14 protein-coding genes are annotated in these 18720 nt (G+C 70.8%); 13 read left to right on the top strand and 1 reads right to left on the bottom strand.

The window, feature by feature from the left end; translation table 11 throughout:
* Nucleotides 1-119: 119 nt before the first annotated feature.
* The 7 genes from Vau01_RS53390 to Vau01_RS53360 are packed head-to-tail and all read left to right on the top strand — an operon-like array spanning nt 120 to nt 11594.
* The gene (locus Vau01_RS53390; RefSeq protein ID WP_204009278.1) at nt 120-1337 is read left to right on the top strand and encodes an ABC transporter substrate-binding protein; all 1218 of its coding nucleotides are present in this window, start codon (nt 120-122) and stop codon (nt 1335-1337) included.
* A gap of 49 nt (nt 1338-1386) precedes the next feature.
* Nucleotides 1387-4161 carry a branched-chain amino acid ABC transporter permease/ATP-binding protein gene (locus Vau01_RS53385; RefSeq protein ID WP_204009276.1) on the top strand — a complete coding sequence of 925 codons (2775 nt, stop codon included), beginning with the start codon at nt 1387-1389 and terminating at the stop codon, nt 4159-4161.
* A complete protein-coding gene (locus Vau01_RS53380) occupies nt 4158-4874 on the top strand; it encodes an ABC transporter ATP-binding protein (protein WP_204009274.1) in 717 nt (238 codons plus the stop codon). Before Vau01_RS53385 ends, Vau01_RS53380 begins: the two co-directional genes overlap by 4 nt.
* A complete protein-coding gene (locus Vau01_RS53375; RefSeq protein ID WP_204009272.1) occupies nt 4871-7555 on the top strand; it encodes a family 78 glycoside hydrolase catalytic domain in 2685 nt (894 codons plus the stop codon). The genes Vau01_RS53380 and Vau01_RS53375 overlap by 4 nt, the downstream gene beginning before the upstream one ends.
* Nucleotides 7552-8442, top strand: coding sequence for an SDR family NAD(P)-dependent oxidoreductase (locus tag Vau01_RS53370; protein ID WP_204009270.1), 891 nt, complete (start codon nt 7552-7554; stop codon nt 8440-8442). The genes Vau01_RS53375 and Vau01_RS53370 overlap by 4 nt, the downstream gene beginning before the upstream one ends.
* Before the next feature lie 33 nt (nt 8443-8475).
* The gene (locus tag Vau01_RS53365; RefSeq protein WP_204009268.1) at nt 8476-9843 is read left to right on the top strand and encodes a flavin monoamine oxidase family protein; all 1368 of its coding nucleotides are present in this window, start codon (nt 8476-8478) and stop codon (nt 9841-9843) included.
* On the top strand, nt 9840-11594 hold the full coding sequence (locus Vau01_RS53360) for an AMP-dependent synthetase/ligase (protein ID WP_204009267.1): 1755 nt from the start codon (nt 9840-9842) through the stop codon (nt 11592-11594). Before Vau01_RS53365 ends, Vau01_RS53360 begins: the two co-directional genes overlap by 4 nt.
* On the opposite strand, the gene Vau01_RS53355 is transcribed toward Vau01_RS53360, so the two are convergent.
* Nucleotides 11582-12274: a TetR/AcrR family transcriptional regulator gene (locus tag Vau01_RS53355; RefSeq protein ID WP_204009266.1), complete on the bottom strand. Its 693-nt coding sequence runs from the start codon at nt 12272-12274 to the stop codon at nt 11582-11584. The two genes, Vau01_RS53360 and Vau01_RS53355, sit on opposite strands and share 13 nt — an antisense overlap.
* Before the next feature lie 143 nt (nt 12275-12417).
* On the opposite strand from Vau01_RS53355, the gene Vau01_RS53350 reads away from it, so the two are divergent.
* Genes Vau01_RS53350 through Vau01_RS53325 form a run of 6 tightly spaced genes read left to right on the top strand, consistent with a single transcriptional unit; the run spans nt 12418 to nt 18719 of the window.
* On the top strand, nt 12418-13854 hold the full coding sequence (locus Vau01_RS53350; RefSeq protein WP_204009265.1) for an NAD-dependent succinate-semialdehyde dehydrogenase: 1437 nt from the start codon (nt 12418-12420) through the stop codon (nt 13852-13854).
* A gap of 35 nt (nt 13855-13889) precedes the next feature.
* Complete coding sequence (locus Vau01_RS53345; protein WP_204009264.1) at nt 13890-14717, top strand: SDR family NAD(P)-dependent oxidoreductase; 828 nt, start codon at nt 13890-13892, stop codon at nt 14715-14717.
* A 1-nt stretch (nt 14718) separates the two neighbouring features.
* Entirely contained in the window at nt 14719-15582 is an 864-nt protein-coding gene (locus Vau01_RS53340; protein WP_204009263.1) for a MaoC/PaaZ C-terminal domain-containing protein, read from the top strand.
* Complete coding sequence (locus Vau01_RS53335) at nt 15579-16781, top strand: lipid-transfer protein (RefSeq protein ID WP_204009262.1); 1203 nt, start codon at nt 15579-15581, stop codon at nt 16779-16781. Before Vau01_RS53340 ends, Vau01_RS53335 begins: the two co-directional genes overlap by 4 nt.
* The gene (locus Vau01_RS53330) at nt 16778-17923 is read left to right on the top strand and encodes an acyl-CoA dehydrogenase family protein (protein ID WP_204009260.1); all 1146 of its coding nucleotides are present in this window, start codon (nt 16778-16780) and stop codon (nt 17921-17923) included. Before Vau01_RS53335 ends, Vau01_RS53330 begins: the two co-directional genes overlap by 4 nt.
* Nucleotide 17924: 1 nt before the next feature.
* Nucleotides 17925-18719: an SDR family NAD(P)-dependent oxidoreductase gene (locus tag Vau01_RS53325; RefSeq protein ID WP_204009258.1), complete on the top strand. Its 795-nt coding sequence runs from the start codon at nt 17925-17927 to the stop codon at nt 18717-18719.
* Nucleotide 18720 lies beyond the last annotated feature (1 nt).

The following is an 18720-nucleotide window of genomic DNA, read 5'->3' as shown; positions in this document are numbered from 1 at the left end:
GCAAGTGGCGACGCGCCGACGGTTCGTGGACCCCTTGCGTTGACAGGGTTTGCCGCTGAGCTCATACTCGGTCAGCCAACCAGGTCATCTGTCCAACTTCAGTCTGGAGGGAATCTGCGGTGATCGAGATAACCCGGCGGCGTACCTGGGTCGGTGCGTTCGTCGTCACCACGCTCATCGCGGCGTCCGCCGTGACGGGGTGCTCGGACGATGCGGCCGACGACGACAACACCGTCCGCATCGGCTATGTCAACAACGAGGGTGGAGCGCTGTCACTGCCGGAGTTCCGGATCGGTGGCGAGGTCGCGGTCGAGAAGATCAACGGCGCCGGTGGGGTGAACGGCAGGCGCGTCAAGATCGTGAAGTGCCTCGCCGACGGTTCACCCGAGGCGTCCATCAACTGCGCCAACACCCTCATCGACGCACGCGTCGCCGTCGCCTACACCGGAATCGACATCTCCTCCGACGCGGCACTGCCGCTGTACGTGAAGGCGAACATCCCCTACGTCACGTCGAACTCGTGGGGAACCGCTCAGCGCACCAGTAAGGGCGCCTTCCTTCTGCACACCGCGACGTCGGCGTACGTCGTCGGACCGCTGCGGCTGCTGCAGCAACAGGGCGCGAAGAAGGTCGCCGTGCTCACCGAGCAGTCGTCCGACGCGCAGAAGATGATGGACACGCTCGTCGCACCGGCCGCGAAGAAGCTCGGATTGACGTTCAAGCCGGTACTCGTCGACCCGGCGAATCCGGACTGGACGCAGGCTGTGACCACCGCGCTGTCGTCCCAACCCGACGGCATCGTCGCGCAGCTCACCGAGGAGAACTGCGTCGGCATGGTGACCGCGCTGCGGACCGCCCGGTACGACAAACCGATCATGGCCGGCTCGTGCACCGCCTACGTGCAGGCGCTCGGAAAACAGGCGGTCGGCACCTACGTGTTCACCGATCTGTACGCACCGGAGACCAGGCAGTACGCCCCGCCGGAGATCCAGCAACGGCTCGGCGCCTACGAGTCGGCGATGCGGGCCGCCGGACAGACGCAGTACATCAACGGATTCGCCGTCGTGCCGTACTCGTCGATGTTCGAACTCGCCGACATCCTTCGGACGATCCCGGCCGGTTCCGCCATCACCACCGAGCGGGTCTTCGAGGCGTTCCGGGCGGCGAAGACCTCACCCGGTCACCTCGGTTCCGACCTGCACTGCGGCGCACCGCCGTACCCGGCCGAACCCGCCAACTGCCGGGCCGACGTCCTGGTGTTCAAGGTCGTCGAAAGAACCGACGGCTCGGTCGGCAAGGAGCCGGTGGGGCAGGGCTTCCAGCCGATCGGCGACTGAGCACGACCCTGAACCGACCAGCGATCCATCGGAATCCGGAGGAGGCACGGTGCAGCAGGTTCTGCTGTTCGCGTTGATCGGTCTGGGCGCGGGGGCCGCCTACGCCGCGATCGGTCTCGGCGTGACCGTCACGTACCAGGGGACCGGAACCGTCCACTTCGGACTGGGCGCGGCCGGCATGTGGACCGTGTACGTGTTCGACGAGCTGCGCCGCACCGGCGATCTGCTGCTGCCGATACCGTTGGTCCGTGTTCCGCTCGGTTCTCCGACCGGAACGGCCGTCGCGCTGGTGCTGGCCGTACTCTCGGCCGCGGCGGTCGGATGGTTGAGCCAACTACTGGTCTTCCGTCCGCTCGCCGCGGCGCCGGTCCTCGCCAAGGTGGTCGCCTCGATCGGCATCATGCTGACCCTGCAGGCCCTGGTGGTCCTGCGCGTCGGCAGCGCCTCACGTGCGGTCGCGCCGGTGCTGCCCGCCGGTGGCCTGCACATCGGTGACGGAGCCGTGCCGCAGGACCGGTTGTGGATCGCCGCACTGCTGACGGTCGTGACCGTTGCGCTGTGGGCGTACCTGCGTTACACCCGTTTCGGGCTGGCCACCCGGGCGGCCGCGGAGAACGAGCGGGCAGCCTCACTCGCCGGATTCGCGCCCCAGGCGCTTGCCGCGAGCACCGCCGTGATCGCCGGCGTCGTCGTTGGCATCTTCTGTATCCTCGCCGCGCCGACGCTGGGACTGACCACGACCGGGTTCGTCCTGATGATCGCGCCCGGTCTGGCCTGCGCCCTGGCCGGCCGGTTCGACAATCTGTTCGTGGTACTGGCCACCGGGCTGTTGCTCGGGGTCGTCCAGTCCGAGCTGACGCTGCTGCGGGGACAGGAGTGGTGGCCCACGTGGGCCTCGACCGGTCTCAACGACGCGGTGCCGTTCCTGGCGATCGTCGGTGGGCTCGTACTCGTCGGACGTTCCCTACCCACCCGCGGCGCCGACGCGGCGGAAGCACTGCCCGAGGTCGTCATTCCGCAGCCCCGATGGCTGCCGATCACCGCGGTGATCGGCGGTGCCGTCGTGCTGCTGTTCGTTCTGCGCGGTGGGTTCCGGTTCGGTCTGATCACCTCGTTCATCGTCGCGCTGCTCGCGCTGTCCCTCGTGGTGCTGACCGGCCTCGCCGGTCAGGTTTCCCTCGCCCAGGCCGCGTTCGCCGGATCCGCCGGTTTCGTGGTGGCGAAACTCGCCGCCGCGCACGCGCCGTTGCCGATCGCGCTGCCGTTCGCGGCGGCCGTCGCCGCGCTGCTCGGAGTGCTCGTCGGGTTGCCGGCCGTCCGGATCCGCGGCGCTCAACTGGCCGTGGTGACCCTCGCGCTCGGGATCGCCCTGGAACGGTTCGTCTTCCGGAACCCGAGCTTCACGGACCCGGCCGGCAACCCGATTCCCGACCCCGTGCTCTTCGGCATCAGCTTCGGCGTCAGCGACGGCCTGCAGACCGCGCGGATCCAGTTCGGACTGCTCGTGCTGGTGATTCTGACCGTCGTCGCCCTGGGCGTGGCCAACCTGACCCGTAGCGGCACCGGGCGGCGGCTGCTCGCGATCCGGTCCGACGAGCGCGCCGCCGCCGCGGTCGGCATCAACGTGAGCGCGTCCAAGTTGCTCGCCTTCGGCATCGCCTCGTTCATCGCCGGCATCGGCGGCGCGCTCATCGGTTACAGCCGGGGGCAGCTCACCGCCGACTCGTTCACCGTGTTCGTCGGGCTCAGCCTGCTGGCGTTCGCCTACCTCGGCGGGATCACCTCCGTCTCCGGCGCGGTCGTCGCGGGCCTGTCGGCGCCGCTGGGCCTGGTGTTCGTGACGTTCTCCCGGCTGTTCGAGGATCTCGGTACCTGGTACGCCGTCCTGGCCGGAGTGAGCCTGGTGTTGGGAGCCATCTTCAACCCGGTCGGCGTCGCCGGCGCGGCGACGTCGATGTTGCGTCGGTTCCGGGCGGCCGGCGGTCACCATCGTCCGGTGGCGCCGGGCCCGCCGGAGCCTCCGCCTGTTGCCGTCGTCGGGGCTCGCGCCCACACAGGCAAGGTACGGCTGCGCACGACCGGCCTTTCCGTCCAGTACGGCGGCCTGCGGGCCCTGGACGGCGTCGACCTCTCGGTGCGGGCCGGTCAGATCATCGGGCTCATCGGCCCGAACGGTGCCGGCAAGACCACGTTCATCGACGCGGTCACCGGCTTCACCCCGAGTACCGGTGAGGTGTTTCTCGAAGGTCTGTCGCTGGACGGTGCCCCACCCCACCAACGGGCCCGGCGCGGACTGCGGCGGACCTGGCAGGCCGTGCAGCTGTTCGCCGACCTCGACGCCCACGACAACGTGGCGGTCGCCGCGCAACCGTTCGACCTACGAACGTTGGTCCTCGATCTCGTGCGGCCGCAACGCGCACCCGTGCTCGCCGCCGTCGGCGGCGCGCTGGCCCGCATGGACCTGACGCCACTGGCCCGGGTCCGGCCGCAGACGCTCACGCTGGGCCAGCGCAAACTCCTCGGCGTGGCCCGGGCGCTGGCCATGCCCGGCTCGGTCCTGTTGCTCGACGAGCCGGCGGCCGGCCTGAGCGGCGCCGACCGGATCGCGCTCGCGGCCCGGTTGCGGCAGTTCGCCGCGGACGGCCTGGCGGTGCTGCTCGTCGAGCACGACGTCGATCTCGTCCTGAGCGTCTGCGACCACGTCTACGTGTTGGAGTTCGGTCACCTGCTGGCACACGGCACACCCGCCCAGATCCGGACCGACCGACGGGTCATCGACGCATACCTCGGGCAGGCGTCCCGCGGCGTGGAGGAGCGGGCATGAACGCACCCGGCGAACTGTGGATCCGCGGCCTGTGCGCGGGGTACGGCGGCGTCGCGGTGGTGCGCGACCTCGACCTGGAGGTCAAGGCCGGCGAAGTGGTGGCGCTGCTCGGCGCGAACGGCGCCGGCAAGACCACGACCCTGCTGACGATCAGCGGTCTGCTGCGGCCTATCCGGGGCGCGATCACGGTCGGCGGGCGGGTGGTCGACGGCTGGCGGCCGCACGCCGTGGCCCGGCTCGGGGTGGCCCTGGTGCCGGAGGAGCGGGGGATCTTCCGCCAGTTGACCGTGACCGAGCACCTACGGCTGCGTCGGCGTCGGAACTCGCCGGCCACGGACCTGGTCTACGAGTACTTTCCGGCCCTCGCCGACCTCGGCGGTCGTCGCGCGGGGCTGCTGTCCGGCGGCGAGCAGCAGATGCTGGCGTTGGGTTGCGCGCTCATCGCCCGGCCGAGCCTGCTGATGATCGACGAGTTGAGCCACGGGCTGGCCCCGATCGTCGTCGAGCGGTTGCTGACCCAGGTCCGCCGGATCGCCGACGGGACCGGGACCGCGGTGCTTCTGGTCGAGCAGCACGTGCGGACCGCGCTGACCGTCGCCGACCGCGGCTACGTGTTGGCGCGGGGTGAGCTGGCGTTGAGCGGCACCGCCGCTCAACTCGGCCGCGACGCCACCCGGCTGGAGGCCAGCTATCTCGGCGGAACAACACCATGAGCTTCGATAGCGAGAGGGAGACCGTGCTGCACGCGACCGACCTGCGGTGCCAACGCCTGCCCAACCCGATGGGCGTGGACGCGGCGCGGCCGGTGTTCTCCTGGGTGCCTGTCGCCGAGAAGGCCACCCGCCAGACCGGGTACCGGGTTCTCGTCGCTGACGACCCGGCGACGCTCGCCGCCGGCTACGGCGACCTCTGGGACTCCGGCGTCGTGGACTCCGACGAGGTCAACGGCGTGGTCTACGGCGGCCATCCGCTGCCACGGGGCCGGCGCGGCTGGTGGACCGTGCGGCTGCGCGACGGGGACGGACGGATCGGTCCGGCTGCCGAACCGGTCTGGTGGGAAGCGGGCCTCCTCGACGCGCAGGGCTGGCACGCCCGCTGGGTGAGCGGGATCGGCCCGGGACCCCTGCTGCGGACCTCGTTCGAACTGTCGGCCCCGGTCCGGCGGGCCCGGGCTTACGTTTCCGGGCTCGGGCTGTACGAGCTGCGGATCAATGGCGCGCGGGTCGGCGACCGGGTGCTCGATCCGGCCACGTCCACGTACGCGGAGGACCCGGCGATGCGGGGTCCCGACGGCACGCCCGCCCGGATCCGGTCGGCCCGGGTGCTGTACTCCACCTACGACGTCACCGACCTGCTCCGTGCGGGTCGCAACGCGGTCGGCGTGCTGCTGGGTCACGGTTGGTTCAGCGCCGAAACCGACGTGCGTCCCGCGCCGTTCGGACGCAGCCCGTACGGGCTGCGGCCGCGCGCCATCGTGCAGTTGAACGTCGAGACCGAGGACGGGCGTTCGGTGACCGTCGGCACCGGCCCGGACTGGCGCACATCGGCGGGTCCGGTGGTGTACAACGACCTGTTCCACGGCGAGCACCACGACGCTACGCGGGAACCGACCGGCTGGGACACCGCCACCTTCGACGACAGTGGATGGACATCGGCCAGCCTGGCGACCGAGCCCGTCGGCGACCTGTACGGCCAGATGATGGAGCCCGTCCGGGTCGTGCAGACGCTGGCGCCGAAGTCCCGGCGCCGGATGGCTGACGGTCGGTTGGTCTTCGATCTGGGCCAGCACATCACCGGGTGGACCCGCATCGAGGTGAGCGGGCCGAGGAACGCGCGGGTCACGCTCCGCCACGCCGGCCGGGTCGACGACGCCGGTGAGCTCGACCCGGCCAGCAACCTCATGCCGCGAAGTCCGGCCGAGCAGACCGACCACTACGTGCTCGCCGGTGACGGGGTCGAGACCTGGGAGCCGCGGTTCACCCTGCACGGGTTCCAACACGTCGAGCTGTCGGTCTCGGATCCGACCGTGACGATCCACAACGTGGAGGGCCGCGTGGTACACAACGACGTCCGATCGACCGGTGACTTCTCCTGTTCGCACCCCCTGCTCGACCGGCTGTACCACAACGTGAGGTGGACCCTGCGAGCCAGCCTGCAGGGCATCCCGCAGGACGCGGCCGACCGCGCGGAGCGGCTGGCGTGGCTCGGTGACCCCGGCTGGACCATCGAGGAGTACCTGTACACCTTCGACACGGCCGCGTTCTGGACCAAGTGGCTCGACGACATCCGCGACTGCCAGCTGCCCGACGGGAGCGTGCCGTTCGTCAGCCCACCGCACTGGCGGGGACCCCTGCCGGACGCGTTGCCGTACCTGAACGATCTGCCGTACGCCGGGTGGTCGGACTTCTCGTCACTCTCCTACATCGTGCTGGCCTGGCAGCTGTACCGCTTCACCGGCGACCGGGCCGTTCTGACCGACCACGTCGGGGCGTTGCGCCAGGCGCTCGAATGGACCCGCGCCCGGACCCGCGACCACCTTCTGACCGAGGGTTTCGGCGAACACATGGAGCCACAGCCGGACGGCACCTCGTCGGTGTTCGCCCGGGTCACCCCGGTGCCCGTGGTCGCGACGAGTTGGTACCACGCCGGTATCCGTGCGATGGCCGGCATCTCGGCCGCACTGGGCGACCGGGTCGCGGCGCGGGAGTACGACGCCCTCGCCGCGCGGGTGCGTGCGGCCTTCAACCTCGCGTTCCCGGAGCCGGAGGGCCAGACCGGCCTTGCCCTGGCGCTCTGGCACGACCTCGTTCCCGACGACCTCCGGCCGGCCACGGTCAAGCGGTTGGCCGACCAGGTCGGGCACCGGCTGGGTACCGGCACGATGGGCACCGCGGCGCTGGAGCACGTCCTCGTCGACGGTGGTGCCGCCGACACGATGTTCGACGTGGCCACGAGGGTGACCTACCCGAGCTGGGGACACCAGATCGAGCAGGGCGCCACCACGGTGTGGGAGACCTGGGGCGGCGAGGCGGAACGCAGCCGCAACATGAAGCTCCTCGCGTCGGTCGGCGTCTTCCTGTTCCAGGACGTGGCCGGGATCTCGCCGGACGCGCCGGGCTGGCGTCGTATCCGGGTGCGTCCGGCGCTCACGCACCGGCTGGCCGCAGCGGCGGCCCGCGTCGAGACCCCGCGCGGGACGGCGGCGGTCGACTGGCAGGTGACCGGTAACGAACTGCGGATCGAGGTGATGGTGCCGACCACGGCGACCGCCGACGTGTGGCTGCCGACGGGTGTTCTGGTCGAGGGCGACGGAGTCGTGACCCGTCGGGACGGCTTCCTCGTCGTCGAGGTCCACGGCGGCGTGCGCCGGTTCGTCGTGGAGCTGGACCGGTGACCGGCTCGCTGATCGGACGGGTCGGACTCGTCGTCGGCGGTGGCGCGGACGGACCGGCCGGACCGCGAGAGACCCTGCCGCTGGGCAACGGCCGTGCCATCGCCATCTCCGCCGCGCGGGCCGGTGCCCTCGTGATGGTGGCCGACCGTGATGCCGTGACCGCCGAGGCCACCGCCGCGGCGATCCGGGCGGAGGGCGGCGCGGCGGCGAGCGTGGCCTGTGACGTGTCCGTCGCGGAGGACTGCATGCGGGCCGTCGCCGCGACCGTCGAGCAGTTCGGGGCCCTGCATCTGCTGGTCAACAACGTCGGAATCGCCGACCTGGGCTCGATCCGTAACACCGCGGTCGAGGACTTCGACCGGGTTCTCGCCGTCAACGTGCGCGGTCAGTTCCTGACGATGCAGGCCGCCCTGCCCGCGCTACTCGACGCCGGTGACGGCGCGATCGTGAACGTCAGCAGTATCAACGCGATCCGTCATCACGCCGGTATCGGATACGAGACGAGCAAGGCGGCGCTGCTCGGTCTGAGTCGCCACGTCGCCGTCACCACCGCGAAACGAGGCATCCGGGTCAACACGGTGCTGCCGGGGCTCATCGACTCGACCATGCGTCGTCGCTACGCCGACCTCGTGACCGGCGGCGCGGTGACCGGCGGCGCGGTGACCGGCGGCGCGGTGACCGGCGGCGCGGTGACCGGCGGCGCCGTGACCGGCGGCGCCGTGACCGGCGGCGCGGTGACCGGTGACCCGGCGGCCCGGGTGCCGCTCGGCCGGCTCGGTTCTCCGTGGGAGGTGGCCGCGGTCGTGGTGTTCCTGTTGTCAGCCGACGCCTCCTACCTGAGCGGCGCCGAAATCGTCGTCGACGGCGGGATCACCAACCGGCTGTGACGCCGTGCCTGAATTTCTTCGAGAGGAGTATGTGTGACGACTGTCGACGTCGCGGTGGTGGGTGCCGGTCTGGCCGGACTCGTCGCCGCCCGGCAGATACAACGTGCGGGCCGTTCTGTGCTGGTGCTGGAGGCGCGCGACCGCGTCGGCGGACGTTTGCACAACCATGTGTTGCCGGACGGTCAGGTCACCGACCTCGGTGGGCAGTTCGTGGGGCCGACCCAGACCTGTCTGCTCGCCCTGGCCGACGAGTTGGGAGTGCAGACGTTCCCCGTGTACGACACGGGCCATACGACCTATTCGGTGGCCGACCGGGATCCGGTCGATCTGCCGTCGCTCGACGAGTTCTTCGGCGAGCTCGACGCGATGGCGGCAAGCCTTTCCCTCAGCCGGCCGTGGACCGCGCCGCACGCCGTGGACTGGGACGCACAGACGTTCGACACCTGGATGCGGACCCGCCTGCCCGACCCGGCGGCCCGCCTGCTGGCACAGCTGGTGACGACCGCTCTCTTCACCGCTGAACCGGCGGAACTGTCGCTGCTGCACGTGCTCGTGTACATCCGCGCCGCCGGCTCGATGGGCCTGCTGACCGAGGTGGTCGGTGGGGCCCAGGAACGCAGGTTCGTCGGTGGCGCCCAGGGCGTCGCGATCCGTCTCGCCGCCCTGCTCGGCCCCGACGCCGTACGGCTGGGTACGGCGGTGCGGGCCCTTCACCAGGACGCCGACGGTGTCCGGGTGGTCGCCGGTGACGCCGAGGTGTTCGCGGACCGGGTTGTCGTCGCCTCACCGGTCGCGCTGGCCGACCGGATCAGGTACGAGCCGCCGCTTCCCGCGGAACGCGCGCAGCTGCATCAGCGGGTCGCGCCGGGCGCGACGGTGAAGGTGCAACTCGTGTACCCGGAACCGTTCTGGCGCGCCGGTGGGTCCAACGGCCGGATCTTCACCGACCACGGCTGGGTCCGGGTCACCTTCGACAACACCCCACAGTCGGGAGCTCCGGGAATCCTGGTCGGATTCGTCGAGGCCGACGCGGCCCGGGCCTTCACCCGGCTCCCTCCGCGGGCCCGGCGCGAGGCGGTCATCGATTGTCTGGTGCCGCATTTCGGCCGGCCGGCCGCCGATCCGGTGCAGTACATCGAGACCGACTGGTCGGCCGAGGAGTGGACCCGGGGCTGCTTCGGCGCCAATCTGCCCACCGGTACCTGGACCCGCTACGGGCATCTGCTGCGCAAACCGGTCGGTCGGCTGCACTGGGCCGGTGCTGAGACGTCGACGGTGTGGATGAACTACATGGAAGGTGCGGTGTGTTCGGGCGAACGCGCGGCGGCCGAGGTCCTGACCGCGATGGGCAGCCCGACGGGCGACCGGGTGGAAAGAATGAGCGGGACGATACCGGCATGACCCCGACTACCGTTCGGGGCGACGGCACCATGGCCGGGCTGTTACCCGAGATCGCGGCCCGGTACCCGGACCGGACGGCGGTTGTCGCTCCGGACGGCGGCGTACTGACGTTCGCCGAGTTGCTCGAGCAGGTGACGCGGACCGCGCTCGGACTGATCGACCGCGGCCTGTCGCCCGGAGACCGGGTCGGCCTACTGTGCACGACCCGTCCGGAGTGGACGGTCGTCGACTACGCCGTCACGATGGCCGGCGGCGTCGTCGTGCCGGTGTACCCCAGCAACGCGCCGGGGGAGTGCGCCTGGATCCTCGCTCACGCCGGCGTGACGATGGTGGTCTGCGAGGATGCCGATCAGTTGGCCAAGGTGCGGGCCGTGGAATCGCAGCTGCCCCGGCTGCGGGTCGTGGTGACCGTGGACCCGGCACCGGGTCACGCCGATCTGGAGGAGATCCAGCGACGTGGGCTGGCCGGCGCGCCCGGTGAGCTTGCCGCCCGAGCCGCGGCGGTGACGGCCGACGACCTGTACACCGTGGTCTATACGTCCGGCACCACCGGGCCGCCGAAGGGGTGCGTGCTGACCCACGGCGGGTACCGCGCCGGCATCGCCGCGGTTACCGACCGGGAGGTGCTGCGCGACGACGACGTGGTGTATCTCTTCCTGCCGTTGGCGCACTCGTTCGCGCGGCTGATGCAGCACGCGGCGTTCGCCGACGGTGCCGCGGTCGCGTACGGGAACCCGCAGCGTGTGGTCGAGGACCTGGCGGCGCTGCGTCCGACGTTCCTGCCGGCCGCGCCCCGGCTGTTCGAGAAGCTGTACCGCTGGTGTACCGAGGGGATGACCGAGGCGCAGCTGGAGCACGCCGTGTCGGTCGGCGCGCGGGTGCAGGACCTGCGGGTCACCGGTCTGCCGGTCCCCGACGATCTGCGACGCCTCTACGATCCGCTCGACGCGGCGCTGTTCGCCCGGATGCGCACGGCCCTGGGTGGCCGCCTGCGCCAGGCGTCATCGGGTGCCGCACCCATCTCGCCGGCGATCCTCCGGTTCTTCTGGGCGTGCGGCATCCCGGTCATGGAGGGCTACGGGATGACCGAGACGGCGACGGCGGTCACCGCCTCGACACCGGAACACCACCGGTTCGGCACCGTCGGCCGGGCCGTGCCGGGTGTCCAGCTCGCGGTGGCTGTCGACGGAGAACTTCTGGTGCGGGCACCGAGCATGTTCTCCGGATATCTCGACGACCCGGCCGCCACCGCCGAGGCACTCGACGGCGGCTGGCTGCGCACCGGCGATCTGGGCGAGCTCGACGCCGAGGGCTACCTGCGGATCACCGGGCGCAAGAAGGAGATCATCATCACCGCGGGGGGCAAGAACCTGACCCCGGCCAACCTGGAGAACGACGTCAAGCGGTCGCCACTGGTGTCCCATGCGGTCATGCACGGTGACGGCCGACCGTACCCCGTCCTACTCGTCACCCTCGACCCGGACGCCGCGATGGCCTGGGCGCGTTGGCAGGGCATCGCGGTGACCGGGCCGGCGGATCTCGCCCAACATCCGGTTCTGCTGGCCGAGATCCGTGCGACGGTCGACCGGGCCAACGCCGAGTACGCCCGGGTCGAACAGGTGAAGAAGTTCGTCGTGCTCGGCCACGACCTCACCGTTGAGGCCGGCGAGCTGACCGCCACCCTGAAGGTGCGTCGGGACGTGGTGAACACCCGCTACGCGGCGCAGTTCGACGAGCTCTACCGGGCCTGAGACCGCCGCGGTTTCCGTGCCGCGGCCGCCGGCTTGCTCGTGGTGGCACCGCCTGTGGCACCGCCTGTGGCACCGCTTTGGGCGCCGCCGCCCAGGGCGAGAAGCACCATCGCGTCGGCGAGCAGGTGGGTCTGGCGTTCGCAGGCGGCCTCGTCGCGGGACGCGGCCCATTCGAACGCCAGGCCGTCGAAACGGTGGTTGATGAACCGCACGATCTCCTCGACGCTGATCGCGAGGTCGACCGGCTCCAGGTTGACGGCACGTTGCAGGTGCTCGCGGACCAGGTTGCCGCCGAAGTTGTCCCACATGCTGTACACCTCCTCGGGCGGGCCGCCCTCCCGGATGCGCCACATGCCGAGTTCCATCAACGCGAGTTGGAGACCGGGGTGCTTGCGCGCCCAGCGCCACAGCGCCGCGACGCTGTCGCGGATGGTGGCCTCGACGCCGAGGGCGGGATCGACGCCGTCGAACGCGGTCCGCAGCCGCGCCGCGCCCTGCTCGGCGACGAGGTGGATCAGCTCTTCCTTGCTGCGGAAGCAGTAGTGCAGTGCACCCAGCGGTGCGTCGGCCTGTTGGGCGATACGACGTGTGGTGGCCTTCTGCAGTCCTTCGGTGGCGATCACCTCGATGGCCGCGTCGATGATGCTCTGTCGCCGCTCTTCTGCGGACAGGTAGGCCACGTCTACTCCAACCGTTCGTGCCGCAGGTCGACCGCGAGCATATCCGTCGTTCCGGCGACCCTCGAACCGGTTGACAGCCGAGAGCCGTGATGCCAATACTAGGTCACTCAACCTGGTCATGTGACCAAATTGGAGAGGTGCGTATGACCGACGGATATCCGGACGATCTCGCGCTGTTCGTCGCCGGCTCCTGGGTCGCCGGTGGCGACCGGGCCACCCGCCCCGTTCTGAACCCCGCCTCCGGCGCCGTGCTCGCCCCGCTTCCGCTGGCCGGACCGGCGGACCTCGACGCCGCCGTGACCGGTGCGGTGGCAACGTTCCCGGCCTGGCGGGCGACGCCGCCGCTGGAGCGGTCGGCCGTCCTGCGCGGTGCCGCCGCGCTGCTGCGCGAGCGGGCCCGGGCCGTCGCCACCGCGGCGACCCTGGAACAGGGCAAGGTCCGCGCCGAGATGGACGCCGAGGTCCGGCTGGCCGCCGACATCCTGGACTGGTACGCGGAGGAGGGCCGTCGCGCCTACGGCAGGGTCCTCGGGCCGCAGGCCGGTACCCGCCGGTCGGTGGTGCACGAACCGGTCGGGGTGGTGGCGGCCTTCGCTCCCTGGAACTTTCCCGTGGTCAACCCGGTCCGCAAGATCGCCCCCGCGCTCGCCGCCGGGTGCACCGTCGTCGTGAAACCGGCCGAGGAGGCACCCGCCAGCGCGCTGGCGGTGGCCCGGGCGCTGCACGACGCGGGGCTGCCCGCCGGAACCCTGTCGGTGGTGTTCGGCGAACCGGCCGAGGTGTCGGCCAGGTGGCTGGCCGAACCGGCCGTCCGGAAGGTGTCGTTCACCGGTTCGGTGGCCGTCGGCAAGCACCTCATGCGGCTGGCCGCCGTCACCATGAAGCGCACCACCATGGAACTGGGCGGCCACGCCCCGGTGATCGTCCTACCGGACGCCGATATCGACGTGGCCGCCGCGTACTCGGTCGGGGCCAAGTTCTTCAACGCCGGCCAGGCGTGCGTGTCGCCGACCCGGTTCCTGGTGCACCGCGACGTGTACGACCGGTTCGTCGACGCGTTCGTCGACCGCGCCCGGATCCTCGTACTGGACGACGGTCTGGCCGAGAAGGTCGACATGGGGCCGCTGGCTCACGCGCGTCGGCCCGCCGCGATGGAGGGGTTCGTCGCCGACGCCGTGGCGGCCGGCGCCCGTGCGCTCGCGGGCGGACGGGCGGTCGACCGGCCGGGATTCTTCTGGGAGCCGACCGTCCTGGTCGACGTGCCCACCAGCGCGCGCGTGCGCAACGAGGAGCCGTTCGGGCCGATCGCCGTCATCAACCGGGTCGACGACCTCGACGCGGCGATCGCGGAGGCCAACCGCCTGCCGTTCGGGCTCGCCGCCTACGCGTTCACCGACTCCGCGGCCGCGATCCGACGCATCGCCGGTGAGGTGGAGGCCGGGATGCTCGGGGTCAACACCTACTCGATCGCCACTCCGGACGCGCCGTTCGGAGGGGTGAAGGAGAGCGGTCACGGGTCCGAGGAAGGCATCGAGGGCATGGCCGGGCATCTCGTGACGAAGGCGATACACGAAGCGTGAGCGATGCCGTTCAGGAAATCAACGAGGAGAAACCCATGGGAATGTTCGACGGCAAGGTTGCGATCGTCACCGGCTCCGGCCGGGGCATCGGCCGGGCGGTCGCCGAGTCGCTCGCGGCGCAGGGCGCGGCGGTCGTCGTCAACGACATCGATGTCGACGTCGCCGAGCAGGCCGCCAAGGAGATCGGCGGCCGGGTCGCGGTGTTCGGCGGCGACCTCGCGGCCGACGGTGCGCCGGAACAACTGGTCGACACCGCCGTGCGCACCTTCGGCCAGCTGGACATCGTGGTCAACAACGCCGGCTACACGCTGGACGCGCCGATTCACAAGATGTCCGACCGGGACTTCCAGGCGATGCTCGACATCCACACCGTCGCACCGTTCCGGGTGCTCCGCGCCGCCGCGCCGCACCTGCGGGAACCGGCCAAGGCCGAACGCGCCGAGGGCCGTGAGGTGTTCCGCAAGGTCGTCAACGTCAGCTCGGTCGCCGGCACGATGGGCAACGCCGGCCAGGCCAACTACTCCGCCGCCAAGTCCGCGGTCATCGGCATGACCAAGACCCTGGCCAAGGAGTGGGGCCAATTCAAGATCAACGTCAACGCGGTGGCGTTCGGCTTCGTCGACACCCGCCTGACCGTGGAGAAGACCGGCGACACCGTCGTACGGGTCGGCGATCGCGAGGTCCGGTACGGCATCCCGCGGGCCATGCGTGACGCCATCGCCGCCGCGATCCCGCTCGGCCGGGCCGCCACGCCGCAGGAAGCCGCCGGCGGCGTCATCTTCCTGTGCTCGCCCTGGTCGAACTACGTCCACGGTCAGGTGCTGAACATCACCGGCGGCCTGAGCAGCGGCATGGACAGCTGACATGCCGCTCGACCCGACCGCGCTGCTGAACGCCGAGCTGCCGCAGAAATGGGCGTCCTGGGACGTCGACCGCGTGGCGCTCTACCACCTGGGGCTAGGCGCCGGCTCGACACCGACCGACCCGGCCGAACTGGCCTACCTCCTCGAACCCGACCCGCGGGTCCTGCCGACGTTCGCGGTCATCCCGGCCTTCGACGTGCTGCACGGCCTGAACGACCTCGACGGCTTCGACATCGACCCGACGACGTTGCTGCACGGCGAGCAGGAGATCGAGCTGTACGAACCGATCCGCCCGGTCGACGACGTCGTCACCACCGGCCGGGTCACCGGCGTGGAAGACAAGGGGAGCGGCGCACTCGTCATCGTGGAGACGCTGACCCGGCGGGTGGCCGACGGACGGCCGTGCTTCGTCAACCGGTTCTCCTCGTTCATCCGGGGCGCCGGCGGGTTCGGCCGGACCGGCGCGTCGGCGCCCGCCCCGGAACCGCCCGCGCGCGAGCCCGACGCCGTCGTCGAGCGCGCCACCCTTCCTCAGCAGGCCCTGCTCTACCGGCTCAGCGGTGACCACAACCGGGTCCATGCCGACCCGAGGTTCGCCGCCCGGGCCGGTTTCCCCGCCCCGATCCTGCATGGGTTGTGCACGTACGGCATGGGCGCGAAGGCGGTCGTCGACACGGTTCTCGGCGGTGACGTCACCGCTGTGTCGGCCTACCGGGCCCGCTTCGCGGGCGTGGTGTACCCGGGCGAGACGTTGGTCGTGCGGATCTGGACCGACCCCGACCGGATCCTGCTGACCATGCACAGCAAGGAACGCGGCACGCCCGTCATGACCAATGCGGTTATCACGACAAAGGAATCGTCATGAGTACCGAACGCACATTCGTCGTCGGCGTGGGGATGACCCCGTTCGCCAAGCCCGGCGCCAAGGACGGCGACTATCCGGACTGGGCGGCCGAAGCCGGTCGGCGTGCGCTCGACGACGCGGGCGTGGCCTACGACCAGGTGCAGGAGGCGTACGCGGGCTACTGCTACGCCGACTCGACCGCGGGGCAGCGCGCGCTATACCAGTTGGGCCTGAGCGGGATACCGGTCGTGAACGTCAACAACAACTGCTCCACCGGGTCCAGCGCCCTCTATCTGGCCCGGCAGGCGGTCAAGCACGGCGTCGCTGACTGCGCCCTGGCCGTCGGGTTCGAGAAGATGCGACGCGGGTCGCTCGGGGTGACCTTCACCGACCGCACGTATCCGATCGACCGTCATCTGGAGGCCATGGGCCGCCGGTTTCCCCGATCGGATGCCCCGATGGCTCCGCAGATGTTCGGCAACGCGGGTATGGAACACATGCGGCGCTACGGTTCGACCCCCGAACACTTCGCCAAGGTCGGCTGGAAGAACCACCAGCACTCCGTGAACAACCCGTACGCGCAGTTCCGCACCGCGTACACGCTCGGCGACATTCTCGACTCGCCCACGATCTACGGTCCGCTGACCAAGCTGCAGTGCTCGCCCACCAGCGACGGCAGCGCCGCGGCGGTCGTCGCCTCGGAGCGTTTCGTCGACGAGCACGAGTTGTGGGACCGGGCCGTCGAAATCGTCGGGCAGGCAATGGTCACCGACCTTCCCGGCGTGTTCGACGACGACGCGGACTGTATCAGGATCGTCGGGTTCGACATGTCCCGCACGGCCGCGCGCATGGCCTACGAGCAGGCCGGATTCGGTCCGGACGACATCGACGTGGTCGAACTGCACGACTGCTTCAGCGTCATGGAGATCCTCATGTACGAGGCGCTGGGGATGGCCGAGCCGGGCCACGGGCACGAACTGGTCGACCGCGGCGCCACCACGTACGGCGGCGACGGGCCGGTGGTCAACCCGTCCGGGGGTCTGATCTCCAAGGGCCATCCGCTCGGGGCGACCGGCCTGGCCCAGTGCGCCGAGCTGAACTGGCAGCTGCGCGGCGCCGCCGACGCGCGGCAGGTACCGGACGCGCACGTGGGGCTGCAGCACAACATCGGGCTCGGCGGAGCCGCCGTCGTCACCGTCTACCGGGCGGTGGCGGCATGAGCACGCTTCAGCTGAACGACGAGCAGCGCGCGTTGGCCGCCGCGATCCGCGACTTCAGCCGCAAGGAGTGCGGCACCCGGGAGCAGCGGGCCGCCTGGACCAACGACTTCAAGGACAACCACAGCCCGGAGCTGTACCAGCGCATCGCCGACCTGGGCTGGGTCGGCGTCACCGTGCCGGCCGAGTACGGCGGCGCCGGCAGTTCGATGCTCGACATGTGCGTCGTGGTCGAGGAGTGCATGCGCGGCGGCCTGCCGGTGGTCGGCATCGCGACGACGATCATCGTCGCGGCGGCCTACGAACGGTACGGCAGCGCGCAGCAGAAGAAGGAGATGCTCGGCGGGATCGTGGGCGGCGCCCCCGAGTCGGTCGCGATGTCGGAGCCCGGTGCCGGGTCCGACGTGGGCAGCCTGTCCTGCCGGGCGGTGCGCGACGGTGACGGCTGGGTCGTCAACGGGCAGAAGACGTGGTGCTCCGGCGCCCACTACGCCAAGCACATCCTGCTGGTGGCGCGCACCGGGCGCGGTGCCACCAAACACGAGGGCCTGACGATGTTCCGGGTGCCGACCGGCACGCCCGGTATGGAGATCCGCGGCATCGACACGCTCGGCGGCCGCGAGGTCAACGACATCTTCTTCACCGACTGCCGGCTGCCCGCCGACGCGGTGGTCGGAACCGTCGACGCCGGCTGGTCGCAGCTGACGACCGGGCTCAACGTCGAACGTCTGGTGCTGGCGGCGGTACTGCTGGGCATCGCGGAGCGGGCCTTCGACGACGTGCTGGCCTACGTGAAGCAGCGCGAGCAGTTCGGTCGCCCGATCGGTACGTTCCAGGCGCTGCGGCACCGGATCGCCGACCTGGCGACCGAGTTGGAGTGCTGCCGTCTGCTCACCTATCACGTGGCGCAACGGGTCGACGCCGACCCGCACCGCATCCTGCCGCAGGAGGTGTCGATGGCGAAGCTCAAGGTCACCGAGACCGCCAAACGGGTCACGCTCGAGGGTATGCAGATGATGGGCGGATACGGTTACGCGAGCGAATACGACATGGAACGGCACGTCCGGTCCGCGCTGGCCGGCACGATCTACGGCGGGTCCAGCGAGATCCAGCGCGACATCATCGGCAAGACGTTGGGGTTGTGACGTGGGGGCCACCGCGGACTCCCGCAAAGCACTCGTGACCGGCGGCGCGTCCGGCTTCGGCCGCGCGATCGCCGCCGGGTTGGTCCGCACCGGCGCGAGCGTGGCGGTGCTCGACGTCGACGCCGAGCGGGTGGGTCAGATCGTCGACCAACTCGGTGATGCCGCCCTCGGCATCACCGCCGACGTCCGCTCGGCCGAGGCGGTGGGGCGCGCGGTCACCGCCGCGCACGACCGGTTCGGCGGCCTGGACACGGTGATCGTCTCCGCCGGCGTGTTCCAGGTCGGTGATCTGGAGGCGGTCACCGAGGAGAGCTGGGACCGGACCCTCGACGTGAACCTCAAGGGCGCGTTCCTCACCGCACAGGCTGCGGCGGCGCCGCTTCGGGCGAGCGGACGCGGCCGGATCGTCACCATCGGCTCGGACTGCGGCCGTCGGGGTTTCGCCGGTCAGGTCGCGTACGTCGCGTCGAAGTTCGGCCTCGTCGGGCTCACGGAGGCGCTGGCCGCTGAGCTCGCACCGGACGGGGTCACCGTCAACTGCGTCTGCCCGGTCGGCTGCCCGACCACCGCCATGGGGCGGGAGGTGCTGCGCTGGAAGACCGCGCGGATGGGTCTGCCGGCGGACACGATCGTCGCCCGGGCCGCCGCGACCAACCCGCTCGGGCGCAACGCCACCGAGGCGGACGTCACCGAAGCCGTCCTGTTCTTCGTCTCCGAAGCCGCGAGTTTCCTGACCGGCGTCACCCTCGATGTCGACGGCGGCGCCCGGCTCGGCACCGTGCCTGGGCTCGGTTGAC

Source organism: Virgisporangium aurantiacum (assembly GCF_016863635.1).
In the GTDB taxonomy this organism is placed as follows: Bacteria; Actinomycetota; Actinomycetes; order Mycobacteriales; family Micromonosporaceae; genus Virgisporangium; species Virgisporangium aurantiacum.
Note: the sequence above shows the minus strand (reverse complement) of the source record. Positions and strands in the feature narration are given on the sequence as shown.

Excerpts from the sequence above, each read along its gene's own strand:
- Vau01_RS53345 (WP_204009264.1), top strand. The coding sequence starts at position 13,890 with ATGGGAATGTTCGACGGCAAGGTTGCGATCGTCACCGGCTCCGGCCGG.
- Vau01_RS53380 (WP_204009274.1), top strand. The coding sequence starts at position 4,158 with ATGAACGCACCCGGCGAACTGTGGATCCGCGGCCTGTGCGCGGGGTAC.
- Vau01_RS53340 (WP_204009263.1), top strand. The coding sequence starts at position 14,719 with ATGCCGCTCGACCCGACCGCGCTGCTGAACGCCGAGCTGCCGCAGAAA.
- Vau01_RS53350 (WP_204009265.1), top strand. The coding sequence starts at position 12,418 with ATGACCGACGGATATCCGGACGATCTCGCGCTGTTCGTCGCCGGCTCC.
- Vau01_RS53375 (WP_204009272.1), top strand. The coding sequence starts at position 4,871 with ATGAGCTTCGATAGCGAGAGGGAGACCGTGCTGCACGCGACCGACCTG.
- Vau01_RS53360 (WP_204009267.1), top strand. The coding sequence starts at position 9,840 with ATGACCCCGACTACCGTTCGGGGCGACGGCACCATGGCCGGGCTGTTA.
- Vau01_RS53330 (WP_204009260.1), top strand. The coding sequence starts at position 16,778 with ATGAGCACGCTTCAGCTGAACGACGAGCAGCGCGCGTTGGCCGCCGCG.
- Vau01_RS53335 (WP_204009262.1), top strand. The coding sequence starts at position 15,579 with ATGAGTACCGAACGCACATTCGTCGTCGGCGTGGGGATGACCCCGTTC.